The 15,787-nt window shown below is 70.9% G+C and carries 13 protein-coding genes; 9 read left to right on the top strand and 4 right to left on the bottom strand.

All coding sequences use genetic code 11. The features are described 5' to 3' along the window. Positions 1–5: 5 nt before the first annotated feature. Positions 6–659, bottom strand: coding sequence for a hypothetical protein (locus tag AB4030_RS14700; RefSeq protein ID WP_442279953.1), 654 nt, complete (start codon positions 657–659; stop codon positions 6–8). An 89-nt stretch (positions 660–748) separates the two neighbouring features. Between AB4030_RS14700 and AB4030_RS14695 the strand changes: the two genes are divergently transcribed. Both AB4030_RS14695 and AB4030_RS14690 read left to right on the top strand, forming a co-directional pair. Further along, positions 749–1,864 carry an HpcH/HpaI aldolase/citrate lyase family protein gene (locus AB4030_RS14695; protein WP_442279952.1) on the top strand — a complete coding sequence of 372 codons (1,116 nt, stop codon included), beginning with the start codon at positions 749–751 and terminating at the stop codon, positions 1,862–1,864. Then, positions 1,861–2,739: an HpcH/HpaI aldolase/citrate lyase family protein gene (locus AB4030_RS14690; protein ID WP_442279951.1), complete on the top strand. Its 879-nt coding sequence runs from the start codon at positions 1,861–1,863 to the stop codon at positions 2,737–2,739. Before AB4030_RS14695 ends, AB4030_RS14690 begins: the two co-directional genes overlap by 4 nt. Before the next feature lie 56 nt (positions 2,740–2,795). Here the strand turns inward: AB4030_RS14690 and AB4030_RS14685 are convergent, their stop codons facing one another. Next, positions 2,796–3,584 (bottom strand): alpha/beta hydrolase-fold protein, encoded by a 789-nt coding sequence (locus AB4030_RS14685; protein WP_442279950.1) that lies wholly within the window; start codon positions 3,582–3,584, stop codon positions 2,796–2,798. Positions 3,585–4,007: 423 nt separating this feature from the next. On the opposite strand from AB4030_RS14685, the gene AB4030_RS14680 reads away from it, so the two are divergent. The 3 genes from AB4030_RS14680 (at position 4,008) to AB4030_RS14670 (ending at position 6,609) form a co-directional block, all read left to right on the top strand. Next, on the top strand, positions 4,008–4,322 hold the full coding sequence (locus tag AB4030_RS14680) for a hypothetical protein (protein WP_442279949.1): 315 nt from the start codon (positions 4,008–4,010) through the stop codon (positions 4,320–4,322). Between the two features lie 61 nt (positions 4,323–4,383). Beyond that, complete coding sequence (gene proS, locus AB4030_RS14675) at positions 4,384–5,793, top strand: proline--tRNA ligase (RefSeq protein ID WP_442279948.1); 1,410 nt, start codon at positions 4,384–4,386, stop codon at positions 5,791–5,793. A gap of 132 nt (positions 5,794–5,925) precedes the next feature. After that, a complete protein-coding gene (locus tag AB4030_RS14670; RefSeq protein WP_442279947.1) occupies positions 5,926–6,609 on the top strand; it encodes a nitroreductase family protein in 684 nt (227 codons plus the stop codon). Positions 6,610–6,730: 121 nt separating this feature from the next. On the opposite strand, the gene AB4030_RS14665 is transcribed toward AB4030_RS14670, so the two are convergent. After that, positions 6,731–7,639, bottom strand: coding sequence for a serine protein kinase RIO (locus AB4030_RS14665; RefSeq protein WP_442279946.1), 909 nt, complete (start codon positions 7,637–7,639; stop codon positions 6,731–6,733). A gap of 257 nt (positions 7,640–7,896) precedes the next feature. Between AB4030_RS14665 and AB4030_RS14660 the strand changes: the two genes are divergently transcribed. From AB4030_RS14660 to AB4030_RS14645, 4 genes are all read left to right on the top strand, one after another. Further along, a complete protein-coding gene (locus AB4030_RS14660) occupies positions 7,897–11,238 on the top strand; it encodes a CHAT domain-containing protein (RefSeq protein ID WP_442279945.1) in 3,342 nt (1,113 codons plus the stop codon). A 62-nt stretch (positions 11,239–11,300) separates the two neighbouring features. After that, positions 11,301–12,176 (top strand): caspase family protein, encoded by an 876-nt coding sequence (locus AB4030_RS14655; RefSeq protein ID WP_442279944.1) that lies wholly within the window; start codon positions 11,301–11,303, stop codon positions 12,174–12,176. Positions 12,177–12,324: 148 nt separating this feature from the next. Beyond that, complete coding sequence (locus AB4030_RS14650; protein ID WP_442279943.1) at positions 12,325–13,524, top strand: acyl-CoA dehydrogenase family protein; 1,200 nt, start codon at positions 12,325–12,327, stop codon at positions 13,522–13,524. Positions 13,525–13,565: 41 nt separating this feature from the next. Beyond that, the gene (locus AB4030_RS14645; RefSeq protein ID WP_442279942.1) at positions 13,566–14,162 is read left to right on the top strand and encodes a general stress protein; all 597 of its coding nucleotides are present in this window, start codon (positions 13,566–13,568) and stop codon (positions 14,160–14,162) included. A 46-nt stretch (positions 14,163–14,208) separates the two neighbouring features. Here AB4030_RS14645 and AB4030_RS14640 read toward each other — a convergent pair whose 3' ends face one another. Next, positions 14,209–15,759: an aminopeptidase P family protein gene (locus AB4030_RS14640; protein WP_442279941.1), complete on the bottom strand. Its 1,551-nt coding sequence runs from the start codon at positions 15,757–15,759 to the stop codon at positions 14,209–14,211. Between the last annotated feature and the right edge of the window lie 28 nt (positions 15,760–15,787).

Raw genomic sequence — 15,787 nt, 5'->3', positions numbered from 1 at the left:
TGGGGTCAACGTCCACGCCGACGGGCGCCACGTCGCTGGCGCTTCTTGCGCAGCTTGGCCCGCTCCTTCGCGGCGCGCCGGGCGGCCTTGGCCTTGGCGCGGGCGCGCTTGCGGTCGGCCTTCGCCTCGCCGCGACCACGCCAGTGCCAGGGGCGCCACGACGTCGTCGTCGCGGCGGTGCGCGCGGGCGGCTCGCGATGGTCGTGGGCGGAATACGCCTCCGGCGACTCGAGCGGGTCGCCGAAGGGCACCAGCGCGGCGACGGTGCACTCGGCGGCCCACCGGGTCAGCGAGTCGTCGACCGAGTTGAGCCGCGAGGCGCGGAGCAGTTCGGTGGCGCGCTGCCACTCGGGCGTGCTCGGCTCGAGGACGTGCACGTGGGCGCGCACCGTGAGCAGGCGCCCACCGGTGTCCTTGCTGCGCAGGATCACCCGGACCTCCGGGGGAAGCCAGGGGAGGGGCTGCTCACCCGGCCCGCTGACGACGAGGGCGGCCCCGTCGTCCCACACGTGCCACGCGGGCCACGTGCGGTCCCCGTCCACCTCGATCCAGAGCAGGCCCGACTTCGTCATCGCCTCGCCGAGCAGGGCGGCGGCGAGCGCAGCGGAGGCGTCGGGGTGCTCGGGGACGGCCCCCTGTTCGGTCGCACGCTCGGTCACACCGCCACCCTAGTGATCCCGGCCTCACCGGTGGCACGCGTGACTGTCGTCATAACGTGGACCGGCCGGCCGTTGCTACGTTGGCGCGCATGCGCAGCGCCAAGGACTTCTTCCGACCGCTCGCGTTGGGGGCGCCGACGCCCCTGACGCAGGTGCCCGCCCGCCCGTCCCGGGTCATCCACTTCTTCGATCCGAGCAACCCGAAGATGGCAGCGAAGGTGCCCGACCTCGTCGGCACCGTCGACGTGCTGCTCGGCAACCTCGAGGACGCCGTCAAGGCCGACCGCAAGGAGGCCGCGCGGGCAGGGCTCGTCGAGATCGCGAAGGCGACCGACTTCGGTGAGAACACCCAGCTGTGGACGCGCATCAACGCGCTCGACAGCCCGTGGGCGCTCGATGACCTGACGACGCTCGTCACCGAGATCGGCGACAAGCTCGACGTCGTCATGGTGCCCAAGGTGCAGGGCGCCGAGGACATCCACTACGTCGACCGCCTCCTCGCCCAGCTCGAGGCCAGGGCAGGGCTCACCCGGCCGATCCTCGTCCACGCGATCCTCGAGACGGCGCGCGGGATGGTCAACGTCGAGGAGATCTGCGGCGCCTCGCCTCGCATGCAGGGTCTCTCGCTCGGTCCGGCCGACCTCGCCGCCGACCGACGGATGAAGACCACCCGGGTCGGCGGGGGACATCCGGGCTACCTCGTGCGGACCGACCCGGTCGACGGCGACATCTCCGGTTCGAGGGCCACCGCGCAGCAGGACCTCTGGCACTACACGATCGCCCGCATGGTCGACGCGTGCGCGATGCACGGGATCTACCCGTACTACGGCCCCTTCGGTGACATCAAGGACGTCGTGGCCTGCGAGGACCAGTTCCGCAACGCCTTCCTCCTCGGCTGCGTCGGCACGTGGTCGCTGCACCCGGTCCAGATCGAGATCGCCAAGCGCGTCTTCAGCCCGTCCGCCGAGGACGTCGCGCACGCCCGCCGGGTCGTCGCGGCCATGGGCGACGGCACCGGCGCCGTCATGCTCGACGGCAAGATGGAGGACGACGCCAGCTTCAAGCAGTGCCTTGTCATCGTCGAGCTCGCGGAGCGACTCTCGCAGACCGACCCGGAGCTCGCCGAGCTGTATGCCGACGCACGGGGGGCCACGCCCCCCGTGGGCCCCCCGACAGCTCCCGCAGCCCAGGAAGGTGCGCGATGACGCAGCAGACGGCATACCGCCCCCGCCGCTCGGTGCTCTACATGCCGAGCTCCAACGAGCGCGCCCTCGAGAAGGCGAAGACGCTCCCGGTCGACGCCCTCATCCTCGATCTCGAGGACGCCGTCGCTCCTGATGCGAAGGATGCCGCACGCGAGAACGCTTGCGTCGCAGCTCGATCCGGCGACTACGGTCGACGCGAACTGACGATCCGCGTCAACGGTCTCGGCTCGCAGTGGCACGACGCCGACCTCGCTGCCGCAGCGACGGCAGCGCCGGACGCGGTCGTCGTGCCAAAGGTGAACTCGGCCGAGGAGGTGCGCGCGCTCGTTGCGGCGATGGAGGCTGCCGGGGCGCCCGCGCACACGCGCCTGTGGGCCATGGTCGAGACACCGGTCGCCGTGCTCCACGCCGAGGAGATCGCCCGGGCCTCCGACCGGCTCGCCTGCCTCGTGCTGGGCACCAACGACCTCTACAAGGAGCTCGGCGCCACCTTCGCCCCGGGGCGGGCCGCGATCCAGACCTCGCTCCAGCTGGCGATCCTCGCGGCCCGTGCTGCAGGGGTGGCTGTCGTCGACGGCGTCTACAACGACGTCAAGGACAGCGACGGCTTCCTCGATGAGGCGCGCCAGGGCCGCGAGATGGGCTTCGACGGCAAGACCCTGATCCACCCGGGGCAGGTCGGGGCGGCCAACGAGGTCTTCGCCCCGAGCGAGGCCCAGGTCGAGGACGCGCGGGCCGTGATCGACGCCTTCGAGACGGCCCAGGCGCAGGGGCGCGGCGTCGCGACCCTGAACGGCCGGCTCATCGAGAACCTCCACGTCGACACGGCGAAGAAGGTGCTTGCGACGGCGGAGGCGATCGCTGCCCTGTCCTGACCGACCGGCTGTCGACCGGCGCCGCGGAGGTGGCGCCTGGACGCGGGACGCGGCACTCAGAGGCGTGCGGCCGCCCAGGCCATCTCCGCCGCGACGTTGCCGCTCCAGAAGTCGTCGTCGTGGCCGCCGTCCGGGAAGTGGGCCTCCACCCCTGGCAGCTGCCGGGCCAGCGCGCGGTTCGCCGCGATGAAGGGGTCCGAGGTGCCGCAGTCGAGGCGGACCGGGATGCCCGCGAACCGGGACAAGCGGTTGAAGATCGAGTGCCGGTCGAAGTCGGAGCGCCCGTCGTAGGCCGCTGCCGGCGTCTGGCTGCCCTTCAACCACAGCGCCGCGCTTGCCGCGACGACCCCGCTGACTCGCGACCGGCCGAGGTCGCTCGCGAGCAGGAGGGCGCCGAACCCGCCCATCGACCAGCCGAGGAAGGTGACCCGCGAGGTGGGAGACAGTCCCGACGCGGACAGGGCCAAGGGCACGAGCTCTTCGCGGACCATGGCGCCGGTGTCGCTGCCGTCGCGCCGCGCGTGCCAGTACGTGTCGCCGCCGTCGACGGAGACGAGCGCCATCCGCGAGGTCTCGACGGCGTCGGCGAAGCCGAGGTTGAAAGCGTCGTCCGCTGACCCGCCGAAGCCGTGCAGGGCGACGACGAGGCCGCGCGGGTGCCCGGAACGCGGCACCGCCATCCGCCAGCGCGGCGCGTCGAGACCGAAGCGGTTCGACAGGACGCCGTCGGTGAGGACGGGCCCGCTCGCGGAGGAGCAGCCGGTGACGGTTGACACGAGGGTCGTCGCGGCGACAGCCGCTCCGAGCATCACCGTGCGCCGTGACGGACCGCTTCCGGTGGGCATGGCGGGAGCGTAGCCCCGGACGCGGGACGATCGGGCGAAGCGGCTCGCGGGATCGGTGCGCCGCGCTCGCGCGTTGAGCAGTCATGAGCCGGGACCCGCTGAAGGACGAGAGCGGGCTCGGCCCACCAGCGCTGGACGGGCCACGTCGCAGACTCTCCCGACGTCGCGTGCTGTCGCTGGGCGCCGTCGGCGCGGTCGCCGCCGGGGCGTATGCCGTGTCGCGCGGGCCCGGGCTGTCGTCCCTCCCACAGCTCTCCGGTCTGGATGAGCCGAGCCCGCCGGAGCGGCACCTCGATCCGCAACCGGTGGACCTCCGCGGCCTCCAGGCGCGGCAGCGCATCGGGTCCGCCGTCACGTCGGTCTGCCACCCGATGAGATCCGGTCGTACGGCGCCTGGCCCTCTACTGGCGCACCGCGGCAGGGTTGCACCGTGAGTTCGCCGACGTGCTGACCTATCTCTTCGACGCCGCACACGGCAACCACATCCACGTCGACATCGGCCGGTTCGGGCCGGAACAGCCTCGCCTCATCCGCCGTTCCCACGCCCAGGTCCAGGCGGTCCAGGCCATCTGCCGCCACGTCTGGGGTCGCACCGACGTCGAGGTCACCGGCGACTTCGACTACGTGACCCGAGACGCCACCACACGCATACTCGAGCAGGCCGGTGGGCCGGGCGAGCTCGCCGACTCGCGTGAGGCGTGGCAGGCGTTTCTCGTCGCCACCATGGAGCACGCCTAGCCATGCTGCCGAGCGTTTAACGGCGCGCGGCGGGCTCCACACCGACCCTAGGATCGACGCCATGGCCAAGACCGTGCTCACGCCCCAGTCCGTGGACTTCCCCCGCTGGTACCAGGACGTCGTCGCCAAGGCGGAGCTCGCCGACAACGGGCCGGTGCGCGGGACGATGGTCATCAGGCCGTACGGCTACTCCATCTGGGAGCGGATGCAGGCCGACATGGACCGCCGCATCAAGGAGGCCGGCGCGCGCAACGCCTACTTCCCCCTGTTCATCCCGGAGTCCTACCTGAGCCGCGAGGCCGAGCACGTCGAGGGCTTCAGTCCCGAGCTCGCCGTCGTGACGCACGCGGGCGGCAAGGAGCTCGAGGAGAAGGTCGTCGTGCGACCGACCTCCGAGACCGTCATCGGCGAGTACATGGCCAAGTGGACGCAGAGCTACCGGGACCTGCCGCTCCTGCTCAACCAGTGGGCCAACGTCGTGCGGTGGGAGCTGCGCCCGCGAATCTTCTTGCGCACCAGCGAGTTCCTCTGGCAGGAGGGGCACACGGCGCACGCGACCGAGGAGGACGCGCGTCGCTACGCGAAGCGGATCCACGAGGAGGTCTACGCGACCTTCATGCGCGAGATGCTCGCGTTGCCAGTCGTGCTCGGCCGCAAGACCGCGCGTGAGCGCTTCGCCGGTGCGACGAACACCCTTGCCCTGGAAGCGATGATGCGGGACGGCAAGGCCCTTCAGATGGGGACGAGCCACGAGCTCGGACAGAACTTCGCGCGGGCCTTCGACATCGACTACCTCTCCGAGGAGGGCCGGCAGGAGACGTGCTGGACGACGTCGTGGGGCACGTCCACCCGCATGCTCGGCGGCCTCATCATGGGTCACGGCGACGACCAGGGACTGCGCCTGCCCCCGCGCCTCGCACCGGTGCAGGTCCTCGTCATGGTGGTCAAGGACGGCGAAGGAGTCGTGGAGGCCGCGCGCCAGGTCGTCGCCGACCTCGTCGCTCGCGGGGTCCGCGCCGAGCTCGACACCCGCGTCGACACGCCCTTCGGTCGTCGTGCGGTCGACGCCGAGCTCAAGGGCATCCCCGTCCGCGTCGAGGTGGGACCCCGCGATCTCGCCGACGCCTCCGTCACCGTGGCTCGCCGGATCGCCGGCGGCAAGTCGTCGGTACTGCTGCGAGCCGTCGTCGACGTGGTGACAGGCGCGCTCGAGGAGGACCACGACGCGATGTATGCCGCCGCGTTGGCCCACCGGGATGCCCACACCGCCGCCGTCGCCACCGAGGGGGAAGCCGCCGAGGCGGCCCAGACCGGCTGGGCGACGATCCCGTGGTCCACCCTCGGTCCGGAGGGTGAGGCGCGGCTCGCAGAGTCGGCGGTCACCGTGCGGTGCCTGACGATGCCCGACGGCTCGGTGCCCCTCTCGGAGCACGACGACGGGGTTCTCGCGTTCGTCGGACGCGCCTACTGAGTCCGGCAATCGAAAGAGCGATCCGTCCGGGCGCGCGTGCGGACGGATTGCTCTTTCGATTGTGGGGAGCGGGGAGGTGGCGTTGCCGACACCGGTCGGCGGGAAGAGACGGGGGTCAGGCATGGTTGTGGTGTGCGTGAGGACGGTGAGCGCGACGTGACGGACGAGACGAAACCCGCTGGACGGCATACGCCCCCAGCGGTGGCCGCGCAGCCGGAGATCCTCACGCCGCTGCTGCGCGACCGCGAGAGCGTCATGGTCTACGACCGGTCGCACGTGCTCGGACCCGATGCGCTGCGCGCCATCCTCGAGGCGGCGCGCTGGTCGCCCTCGGCCGGCAACTCGCAGCCGTGGGGCTTCATCGTCGGCCTGCGCGGGGACGACACACACGCAGGCATGGTCGACGTCCTGTCGTCGGCCAACCAGGCGTGGGCGCCGTCGGCATCCGCGATCATCCTCACGCTGCACCAGGTCGCGACCGACGAGGACCACGAGATCTCCTACAGCGACTACGCGATGTTCGACCTCGGGCAGGCCGTCGCCCACATCACGGTGCAGGCACGCTCGATGGGCCTGCAGGTGCGTCAGTTCGGCGGCTTCGACCACCGGGCCGCGACCGAGCGGTTCGCGGTGCCGCCACACTGGGTCGTCACGACCGGGATCGCGCTCGGGCTCCCCGCCGGTCCCGACGACGACGACACGGAGATGCCGGCATGGGTGCGCACCCGGGCCAGGCTGCCCCGCTCACGGCTGCCGCTCGAGGCGTTCGTGCACTCGGGGAAGTTCGGCCACCCGGCGGACTTCCTCATCGACTGACGCCCCGGTCGACGGACAGGGATGGAGGCCACCCCACGAACGGGTGGCCTCCACCTGACCTGTGGGCTCTTCAGCGTGACCCGACGTGACTCGCGTGCCTGCGCGGGACGGCAGGCCGTCGTCACCAGCGGGACGTCGCCGCAGCCATGAGGTCACCGAAGAGCAGTCCCTCGTCCACCGCGTACCCACGACGACCGAACCAGTCACACATGTTGTGGGTGTCGCGTTCGAGGAACTCGGGCCCGTGCGGGTTGCCGATGACGTCGACGACCTGCGGCCAGTCGATGAGGACGAGCCGCGCCTGCTCACCCTCGCCCTCGAGGAGCACGTTGTAGGGCGAGAGGTCACCGTGCGCCCAGCCGAGCTCGGCGAGCCGGAGCATCGTCTCGCGCAGCTGCTCGAAGAGCACCGGCAGCAGGTCGGCGTGGGGTCGCACCTGTGCGAGGCGTGGTGCAGCTTGTCCGTCGGAGGTGCCGATGAACTCCATCAGCATCTCGTCGTCGGTCATCTGCACCGGATAGGGCACGGGCAGCCCCTCGTCCCAGAGGCGCACGAGCGTCTGGAACTCGGCGAAGGCCCAGAGCCCGCTGATCAGCTCCTTGCCGAACGAGGTGCGGGTGCGCATGGCCCGCATCTCACGCGACTTCCGCACCCGCCGCCCCTCGAGGTAGCCCGAGTCGCGGTGGAACATGCGGTGCTTGCTCGACCGGTAGCGCTTGCCGGCCATGAGCACGTCCCGGTCGGGCGAGCCCGGCACCCACCGGCGCACCAGGTGGACGTCGGCCTCCTTGCCCGTCTTGAGGACCCCGAGGTCGGCATCGACCGCGCCGAGGTCGGTGATCACCCAGTCGGGCCGGGGCTTCGGGCCGTGGGTCGCCCCGTCCCAGCTCGACCACCGCTCACCCTCGGGCGGGCCGTCGGGGCCGGTGTCGACCGCGTACTGCTCGTCCTCGAGGCCGAGGACGGTCCGGCTGGTCAGCCGGGAGCCGAGGATCTCGAGGTTGTCATCGTGGAATGCATTGAAAGACAAGAGAACTCCAAGGAAGAAGAAGAAACGTGGGCAGGCATGCCCGGAGCCGTGATCGACATGTCACCCTCCTTGGGTCGGTGCGTCGGTCGTCCACCGTCGCGGTCGTGTCCGAGCGTGACGCACTCGCCACGGGCGGTGCAACAGATTTATCCGTCCCGTCGAGACCGTTTGGCGCAATCCGTGTCACCGGGGCGCCCAGCGGCTCTACCGTGACGAGGAGGTGCACGTCTCGAGTTCGTCTCGGAGGGAGCCCAGGTATGCCGTCCGCGTCCTTCGGCGGGGGATCGGTGCGCGTGCGCGCGCCCCGTGGGTATGACGCGTCAGCCGCCTCGGATCGCGCGGACCGCGACCTCCCCGGTGGTGGGGCCGGGGCGGCCCAGCGGGCGGCGTTGGTCGAGGCACTGCGTTCCGGCGACTTCGTGGTCATCGAACGAATCGACCTGACGCCACAGCGGGGTCGCGATCTGGACGGCCGTGCGCCGGACAACCGGCGCGGCACGGTGACGCTCGACGTCGACGTCCCAGCCGGTCACGACGCGGTCGTCCTGCTCGAGCGCGACGGCCTCTACTCCTGGCACCTGCCCCTCGGTGCCGCTGAGCGCACCCGGTCGATCGATCCCGGGCCCCGAACCGTGTCCTTCGAGCTCTCGGTCCAGCCCGAGCGCCCCCGCCGTCCACCACCGCGCTCCCGCGCGCTCGGCGCCCCCTCGGCAGATGCCGACCGAGGGCTGCTCGGGGACCTCGCGCACGGCGCCCTCCAGGCCATCGTGCTCCGCTTCGCCGCACCGGTCGTCGTGGGCAAGGTCGTCGAGCACCTCGAGTCGGGCGTGCGCACCGGGCTCGTCCACATCACGGGCGGGACGCTCGACGCGTGGAGACCGGTGGACACGCTGGAGGACGTCGGCCTCCCCACCGGCCGGGCGGCGCGCATCCTCCTGCTCGTCCACGGCACGTTCTCGTCGACGACCGGGGCCTTCGGGACGCTCGCCGTCACGCCCGGGGCCGAGGGCTTCGTCGACACCCTCGTGTCTGCGTACGACGCCGTCCTCGGTTTCGACCACCGCACCCTGAGCGTCGACCCCGAACGCAACGCACGTGACCTGCTCGCCCTCCTCGAGCCCCACGACGGCGAGCTCGTCATCGACGTCATCACGCACAGCCGCGGCGGGCTGGTGACGCGGTCGTTCGTCGAGTCGGTGCTGCCCGGCTCGGGCCTCCGGGCTTCAGTGGACTCGATCGTCTTCGTGGCCGCCACCAACGGCGGCACCCACCTCGCCGACCCCGATCGCTGGCACGATCTCGTGGACCTCTACACGAACCTCGTCATGGTGACCGCGGCCGCCCTGTCGCTCGTGCCCGGCGGGGCGCCGTTCGCGGCAGTCGTCAGCGGGGTCGTGCGCGGTGTCGGCGCCCTCGTGAAGTACCTCGTGTCGTATGCCGCGGGCGACGACGGCGTCCCCGGCCTGGCCGCGATGACGCCCGGCGGCCCGTTCGTGACGAACCTCAATCGCGACCAGCCCGGGCAGCCCCGACCGGGGACGAACTGGCACGTGGTGACGTCCGACTTCCACGTCTCCCTCTTCGACGACCACCACAACCCACCGGAGTTTCCCCGCGAGCTCGCGATCAAGCTCGCGGAGGGCTTCGTCGACGGGATCTTCCACGGGCACAACGACCTCGTCGTCGACACCAACTCGATGTCGGCGATCGGGCTCCCCGTGGGTGGCTTCGTCCGGGACACGTTCGCGCTCGGCACCAACGACCTCGTCTACCACGTGAACTACTTCTCCCAGCTGTCGGTCATCGGGGCGATCTCGCAGTGGCTCCCACTCGGGCTCGGAGCCTCCGACCCGGAGGCGCACGTGCCCGAGTGGATGACCGCTGGGCCCGTTCTCGACCACGGCGACGAGACCGGCGAGACCGGCGGGACCGGCGAGACCGGCGAGACCGGCGAGAACGGCGAGGTCGGCGGGGACCGCGGCCTGGAGATGGCTGACGCGCCGGTGCGCCCGGCGCCGTCACCCCCGCCACTATCACCACCATCACCACCACCACCATCACCATCGTCACGGCCGCCCATGGTCGAGCCGCCCACGACAGCGGCCGAGCTCGCCGCCGAGATGCCTTCGACGGTGACACCGGGCTCGGAGTTCACGGTGCGGGTGCGCCTCGCCCGCCAGGGGCTTGCCCCGACCGAGGGCACGGTCCATGCGGCGCAGACCGTCCACCTCGACGCCGAGCGTCCGGCCAGCGTGCAGGTCTACGCCAAGGACAACGTCCAGGTCCTCGAGACGGACGCCAAGGTCTTCGGGCTGCCTGCGGGGGACTGGGCCAGTGAGCTGACCTTCCGGGCGCGTGCCCTCGCGGCCGGGCCGGTGCGCGTGTCGATCATGCTTCGCCAGGGCTGGGTGCCCGTCGCCACGCTGACCCTCGAGTCGACCGCGGCAGCAGCCGGTCTGGCCGCGCCGGTGCCGGTCACAGCTGCCGTGCACACCGGCATCGACGCGCCGGAGCTCGACGGCCTGCCGTGCCTCGACATCGTCGAGGGTCGACGCGTCACGGGGGAGCGGGTCTACAGCTACGCGCTGCGGATCGTGCCGGGGGAGCCCGAGCGCATCTTCGAGTCGGCCCCGATCATGGGCCGCGACGAGTTCGTGCGCGACCGGATCGCCGAGGTCGAGCGCGTCATCAAGGATCCCGATCTCACGCCGCGCCAACGGATGTCGCAGCTGCAGAACACCGGCACCATGTTGTTCGACCAGTTCTTCCCGGAGGACATGCAGGCCTACCTCTGGGAGCACCGGGACCTCGTGCACGACCTTATCGTCTACACCGACGAGCCGTTCGTCCCGTGGGAGCTCATGCACCTCAAGCCGGCCCGTGGCAAGCGCGGCACCACCCCACGGTTCCTCGCCTCCGGCGGCCTCGTCCGCTGGCAGCTCGGCAGCTTCCCACCCCAGCACGTACGCGTGCGCCGAGGGCATGCGCGCTCCATCTGCCCGGTCTACGCCGACCCGATGTTCAAGAACGACGTCGGGGCCGTCGAGGCCAGCTTCCTCCGGGACCGGTTCGGCGCCAAGGCCGTGAGGGCCACCCCGACGGGCGTCGGACGACTCCTGCGCGGCGGGGGGTTCGACCTGCTCCACTTCTCGGGCCACGGGGCGGCACGTTCCGACGACATCGCCGAGGCGAAGGTGCTGCTCCAGGGGCAGCGGCGGGGCCGCACGGTGCGCCAGCAGTACCTCAGCGCGACCGACGTCTCCGAGAACCTCGACTGGACCGGACCCGACCGGATCGGCCCGCTCGTCGTCCTCAACGCGTGCCAGACCGGCCGCTCCGGCGAGCTCTTCACGACGGTCGGTGGCTTCGCCAAGGCGTTCCTCGACGCCGGCGCCTCGGCGTTCGTCTCGTGCCTGTGGTCGGTCCAGGAGGAGCCGGCACGCCTCTTCGTCCAGACGTTCTACGAGGAGCTGCTCCGGGGCACCCCGATGTCCAGGGCGAGCGCCCTCGCCCGGGCGGCGGCCCGGGACGCGGACGACCCGACGTGGCTCGCCTACGTCGTGTACGCGAGACCGGACGCCGTTCTCGAAACGGTGTGAAGCGGCATACGCCCCAATCGAACCCGCTCACCCGAGGGGTTCTCGAGATGGAAGGAACGACCATGGCACGCAGGGCTCTGTGCGTGGGGATCAACGAGTTCGAGTCGTTGCCGCAGACGAGCTGGCTCGCCGGCTGCGTCAACGATGCCAACGACATCGCCAAGGCCCTGCGGCAGATCGGCTTCGCCGGGCGGGCCACGACGGTGCTCACCGACTCCGCCGCGACCAAGAGCGCCGTCATGACGGCCCTGACGAAGCTCGTCGACACCGCGAAGGCGGGTGACCACATCGTCTTCACCCTCTCGAGCCACGGCACCCAGGTGCCCAACGAGCCCGGCGGCGACTTCGAGCCCGACGACCTCGACGAGGCCTTCGCCTGCTACGACATCCGCCAGAAGGGCGACCAGTGGGACCGCGACACCGTCATCGTCGACGACGAGCTGCACGACCTCCTGGCCCGCGTTCCGGCCGGCGTCCTGTTCGAGGCGCTGCTCGACACATGCCACAGCGGCACCGGCCTGAAGGACCTCGAGGAGATCATGCAGGCACAGCTCCTGGGTCGGAAGCCGCGGTTCCTGCCGCCGCCGACGCGCAAGGGCCTGGAGCAGACGAGGGAGCTGCGGGCCCTCGCCCCGACCGGCCGTCCCGACCGCAGGGCGCTCGTCGAGCTGACCAAGAGCCGGTCGACCGCGTCGAAGCCCGTGCTGTTCGCCGCGTGCAAGTCGGGGCAGACCGCCTCGGACGCGACGTTCGGGGGCCGCTCGAACGGCGCGTTCACCTACCTCTTCCTGAAGGCGCTCAAGGACCAGCCGGCCGCGACGCGCGCCGACCTGCTGCGCGCGGTCACGGTCGGTCTCAAGGACGGCGACTTCAGCCAGCGTTCGACGCTCGAGGGCCCGGTCAAGTGCAAGAAGGTCGGGTTCGGGCAGCCCTGGTAGCCCTGGCTCGAGGGCACCCGCGCGCCGGCCGGTGACCGACGACACAGGTGTCGACCCTCACATGCCGGGGCGGTGACCGCCCACCCGGCGCGACGGCATACTCGATCGCAGTTGACCGAGAGCCCAGACGCAAGGTGGCGATTCGAGCATGTCCCGACTGCAGCAGACCGACGGCCTCACCGAGGAGCAGACCGAGCTGGTCAAGCTCGTCCGCGAGTTCGTCGACGAGCAGATCCTCCCCGTCGCCACCGAGCTCGAGCACCGGGACGAGTATCCGCAGGCCATCGTCGACGGCATGAAGGAGATGGGGATCTTCGGCCTGATGATCCCCGAGGAGTACGGCGGCCTCGGCGAGTCGCTCCTGACGTACGCCCTGTGCGTCGAGGAGATCGCGCGCGGCTGGATGAGCGTCAGCGGCATCATCAACACCCACTTCATCGTCGCCTACCTGGTGCTCCAGCACGGCACCGAGGAGCAGAAGCAGCACTACCTGCCGAAGATGGCGACCGGCGAGATCCGTGGCGCGTTCTCGATGAGCGAGCCGGGCTGCGGCTCGGACGTGTCGGCGATCAAGACGAAGGCCGTTCGGGGCGACGACGGCGAGTGGTCGATCACCGGTCAGAAGATGTGGCTGACCAACGGCGGCTCGGCCAACCTCGTCGCGGTCCTCGTCAAGACCGACACCGGCGCGGACTCGGTCTACCGCAACATGACGACGTTCCTCGTCGACAAGGAGTCGGGCTTCGGAGAGACCGCACAGGGCGTCACCGTGCCGGGCAAGATCGACAAGATGGGTTACAAGGGCGTCGACACGACCGAGCTCATCCTCGACGGCCACCGCACGACCGACGCGCAGATCCTCGGGGGTGAACCGGGCAAGGGCTTCTACCAGATGATGGATGGCGTCGAGGTGGGCCGGGTCAACGTCGCCGCCCGCGGATGCGGTGTCGCGAGAAGGGCGTTCGAGCTCGGCGTCTCCTACGCCCAGCAGCGCGAGACGTTCGGCAAGAAGATCGTCGAGCACCAGGCGGTGCTCTTCCGGCTCGCCGACATGGCCGTCAAGGTCGAGGCCGCCCACGAGATGATGGTCAAGGCCGCCCGCAAGAAGGACTCCGGGGAGCGCAACGACCTCGAGGCGGGCATGGCGAAGTACCTTGCGTCGGAGTACTGCTCGCAGGTCGTCGAGGACAGCTTCCGGATCCACGGCGGCTACGGCTACTCCAAGGAGTACGAGATCGAGCGGCTCTACCGTGAGGCGCCGATGCTGCTCATCGGCGAGGGCACGGCCGACATCCAGCGGATGATCATCGGCCGCCGACTCGTCGAGGACTACAAGCTCAAGGCCTGAGTGTCCCTCTCCGTCGCGGTGAGGGATGCGAGGATGGAGGCATGAGTCTGCAACCGAAGGGTCCGGGGGGACGCCAGGGATTCGCGACACTGTCCTTGGAGTACCCCATGTCGCTCGGGGTGTTCGAGAAGTACGTCGATGCGCAGAAGGCCGTCGACACGCTGTCGGACAACCAGTTCCCGGTCGAGAACTGCCTCATCGTCGGCACCGACCTCAAGCAGATGGAGCGGGTGACGGCCCGCCTCACGTGGGGCCGCGTCGCCCTCGGTGGCCTGCTCTCCGGCGTGTGGCTCGGCCTCTTTGTGGGCCTGATCCTCTCGCTGTTCTCGCGCCCCTCCAACCCGATGACCCTGCTGCTCTCCACCGCCGTCTACGGCGCGGTCTTCGGGCTCATCTGGTCGCTCGTCGGCTATGCCTTCACCCGCGGCGCTCGTGACTTCTCGTCGGTGAGCCAGGTCGTCGCCACGCGCTACGAGGTCTTCTGCGAGCACAAGTTCGCGCAGCAGGGTCGCCAGGTCCTCGCCCAGGCGGGCATCCCGGTCAGCCACTCCGGCTTCGGCAGCGCGACGCCGCCGGCGCCGCCGACGCCTCCGGCGGCCGACCCGGGCCAGGGCGGCCCACCCCCGCCCGCCGTCTGACACCCACCCTCTGGACGGCAAATGACCCGCGGAGGGGCGCTGACGGTCAGGGGCGCGCGGCCCAGATGCCGGCGATCCACTGCTCGACCTCGTCGGCGCTGCGCGGCATCGCGGCCGAGAGGTTCTCGCAGCCGTCGTCGGTGATGAGGACGTCGTCCTCGATGCGCACCCCGTTGCCGCGGAGCTCGACCGGGACGAGCTCGTCGTCCGCCTTGAAGTAGAGCCCCGGCTCGACGGTGATGACCATGCCCGGCTTCAGCTCGGCGTCGGAGTACTCCTCGCGGGTCGCGAGCGCGCAGTCATGGACGTCGATGCCCAGGTGGTGGCTCGTGCCGTGCACCATCCAGCGCCGGTGGTACTGCCCGTGGTCGGGGTCGAGCGTGCCCTCGACGTCGACGCCCTCGGGCAGCAGGCCCCACTCGTGCAGGTGCTCGGCGATGACGCGGATGGCGGCGGCGTGCACGTCGCTGAACTTGTTGCCCGGCTTGCAGGCGGCGATGCCGGCCTCCTGGGCGGCGTACACGGCGTCGTAGATCTTGCGCTGCGCCTCGGTGAAGGTGCCGCTCACCGGCAGGGTGCGCGTGATGTCGGCGGTGAAGAGGGAGTCGACCTCGACCCCGGCGTCCAGCAGGAGCAGGTCGCCGTCCTTGATGTCACCGGTGTTCTTGATCCAGTGCAGGGTGTTGGCGTGGTCGCCGCTGGCGCAGATCGAGTCGTAGCCGACGCCGTTGCCGTGGTGGCGGGCGTGCAAGCCGAAGATCCCCTCGACCCAGCGCTCGCCGCGCCCGCGACGAACCGCCTCGGGCAGGTCGGCGATGACGGCGTCGAAGCCCTGGTGGGTGCCGGCGACGGCGTCGCGCATCTGCTCGACCTCCCACTCGTCCTTGACGAAGCGAAGCTTCGAGAGGAAGGCGGCGAGCTGCTCGTCGGCCTCCCGCTGGTGGTCGAGGCGGGTCTCGGCCTCGGCCGCCTCCTGCGCCTCGGCCGTTGCGGCGCGGGCCTTGTCGACGCGGGCCGCCACCTCGGCATCGGCGTCGCGCACGACGCGGATCGTGACCTCGCCCGCGTCCTTCCCGACGGCCTCACCGAACTCGTCGATGTGGCGGGCGGTGAGACCGAGCTCGGACTCGATGTCGGCCAGGGTGGGACGGGCCCCGACCCAGAACTCGCCGTAACGCGAGTCGCCGAAGAACTCCTCGGTGTCGCGGTCGGCGAGGGGGCGGAAGTAGAGGACGGCCTCGTGCCCTGCCGGGCTGCCGTCGGCCGCGTCGCCGGCGGACCGCACCGGCTCGAGGACGAGCACCGCGTCGGGCTCGCGGTCGCTGCCGAGGCCCGTGAGGTGGGCGAAGGCGCTGTGCGGCCGGAAGACGTAGTCGCAGTCGTTGCTGCGCACCTTGAGGCCACCGGCCGGGACGACCAGGCGCTCACCGGGGAAGGCGGCACTGACGGCGTCGCGTCGACGGGCTGCGTGGTCGGCGACCTGCGCCCGAGGGGTCACCTCGGTGCCGCGGGGCGCCCACCCACTCGCGACGAAGGCCCGGAACTCGTCGGTCGTCGGGCGCTTGCGGCTCGGAGAGGTCTGCTGTTCTTCACTCATCACCCGGCCATGGTGCCACGAAGGGCAG

The organism is Terrabacter sp. 2YAF2 (genome assembly GCF_052114705.1).
Taxonomy (GTDB): domain Bacteria; phylum Actinomycetota; class Actinomycetes; order Actinomycetales; family Dermatophilaceae; genus Terrabacter.
The sequence above is the reverse complement of the archived record's forward strand: the minus strand, read 5'-3'. Positions and strand labels throughout refer to the sequence as shown.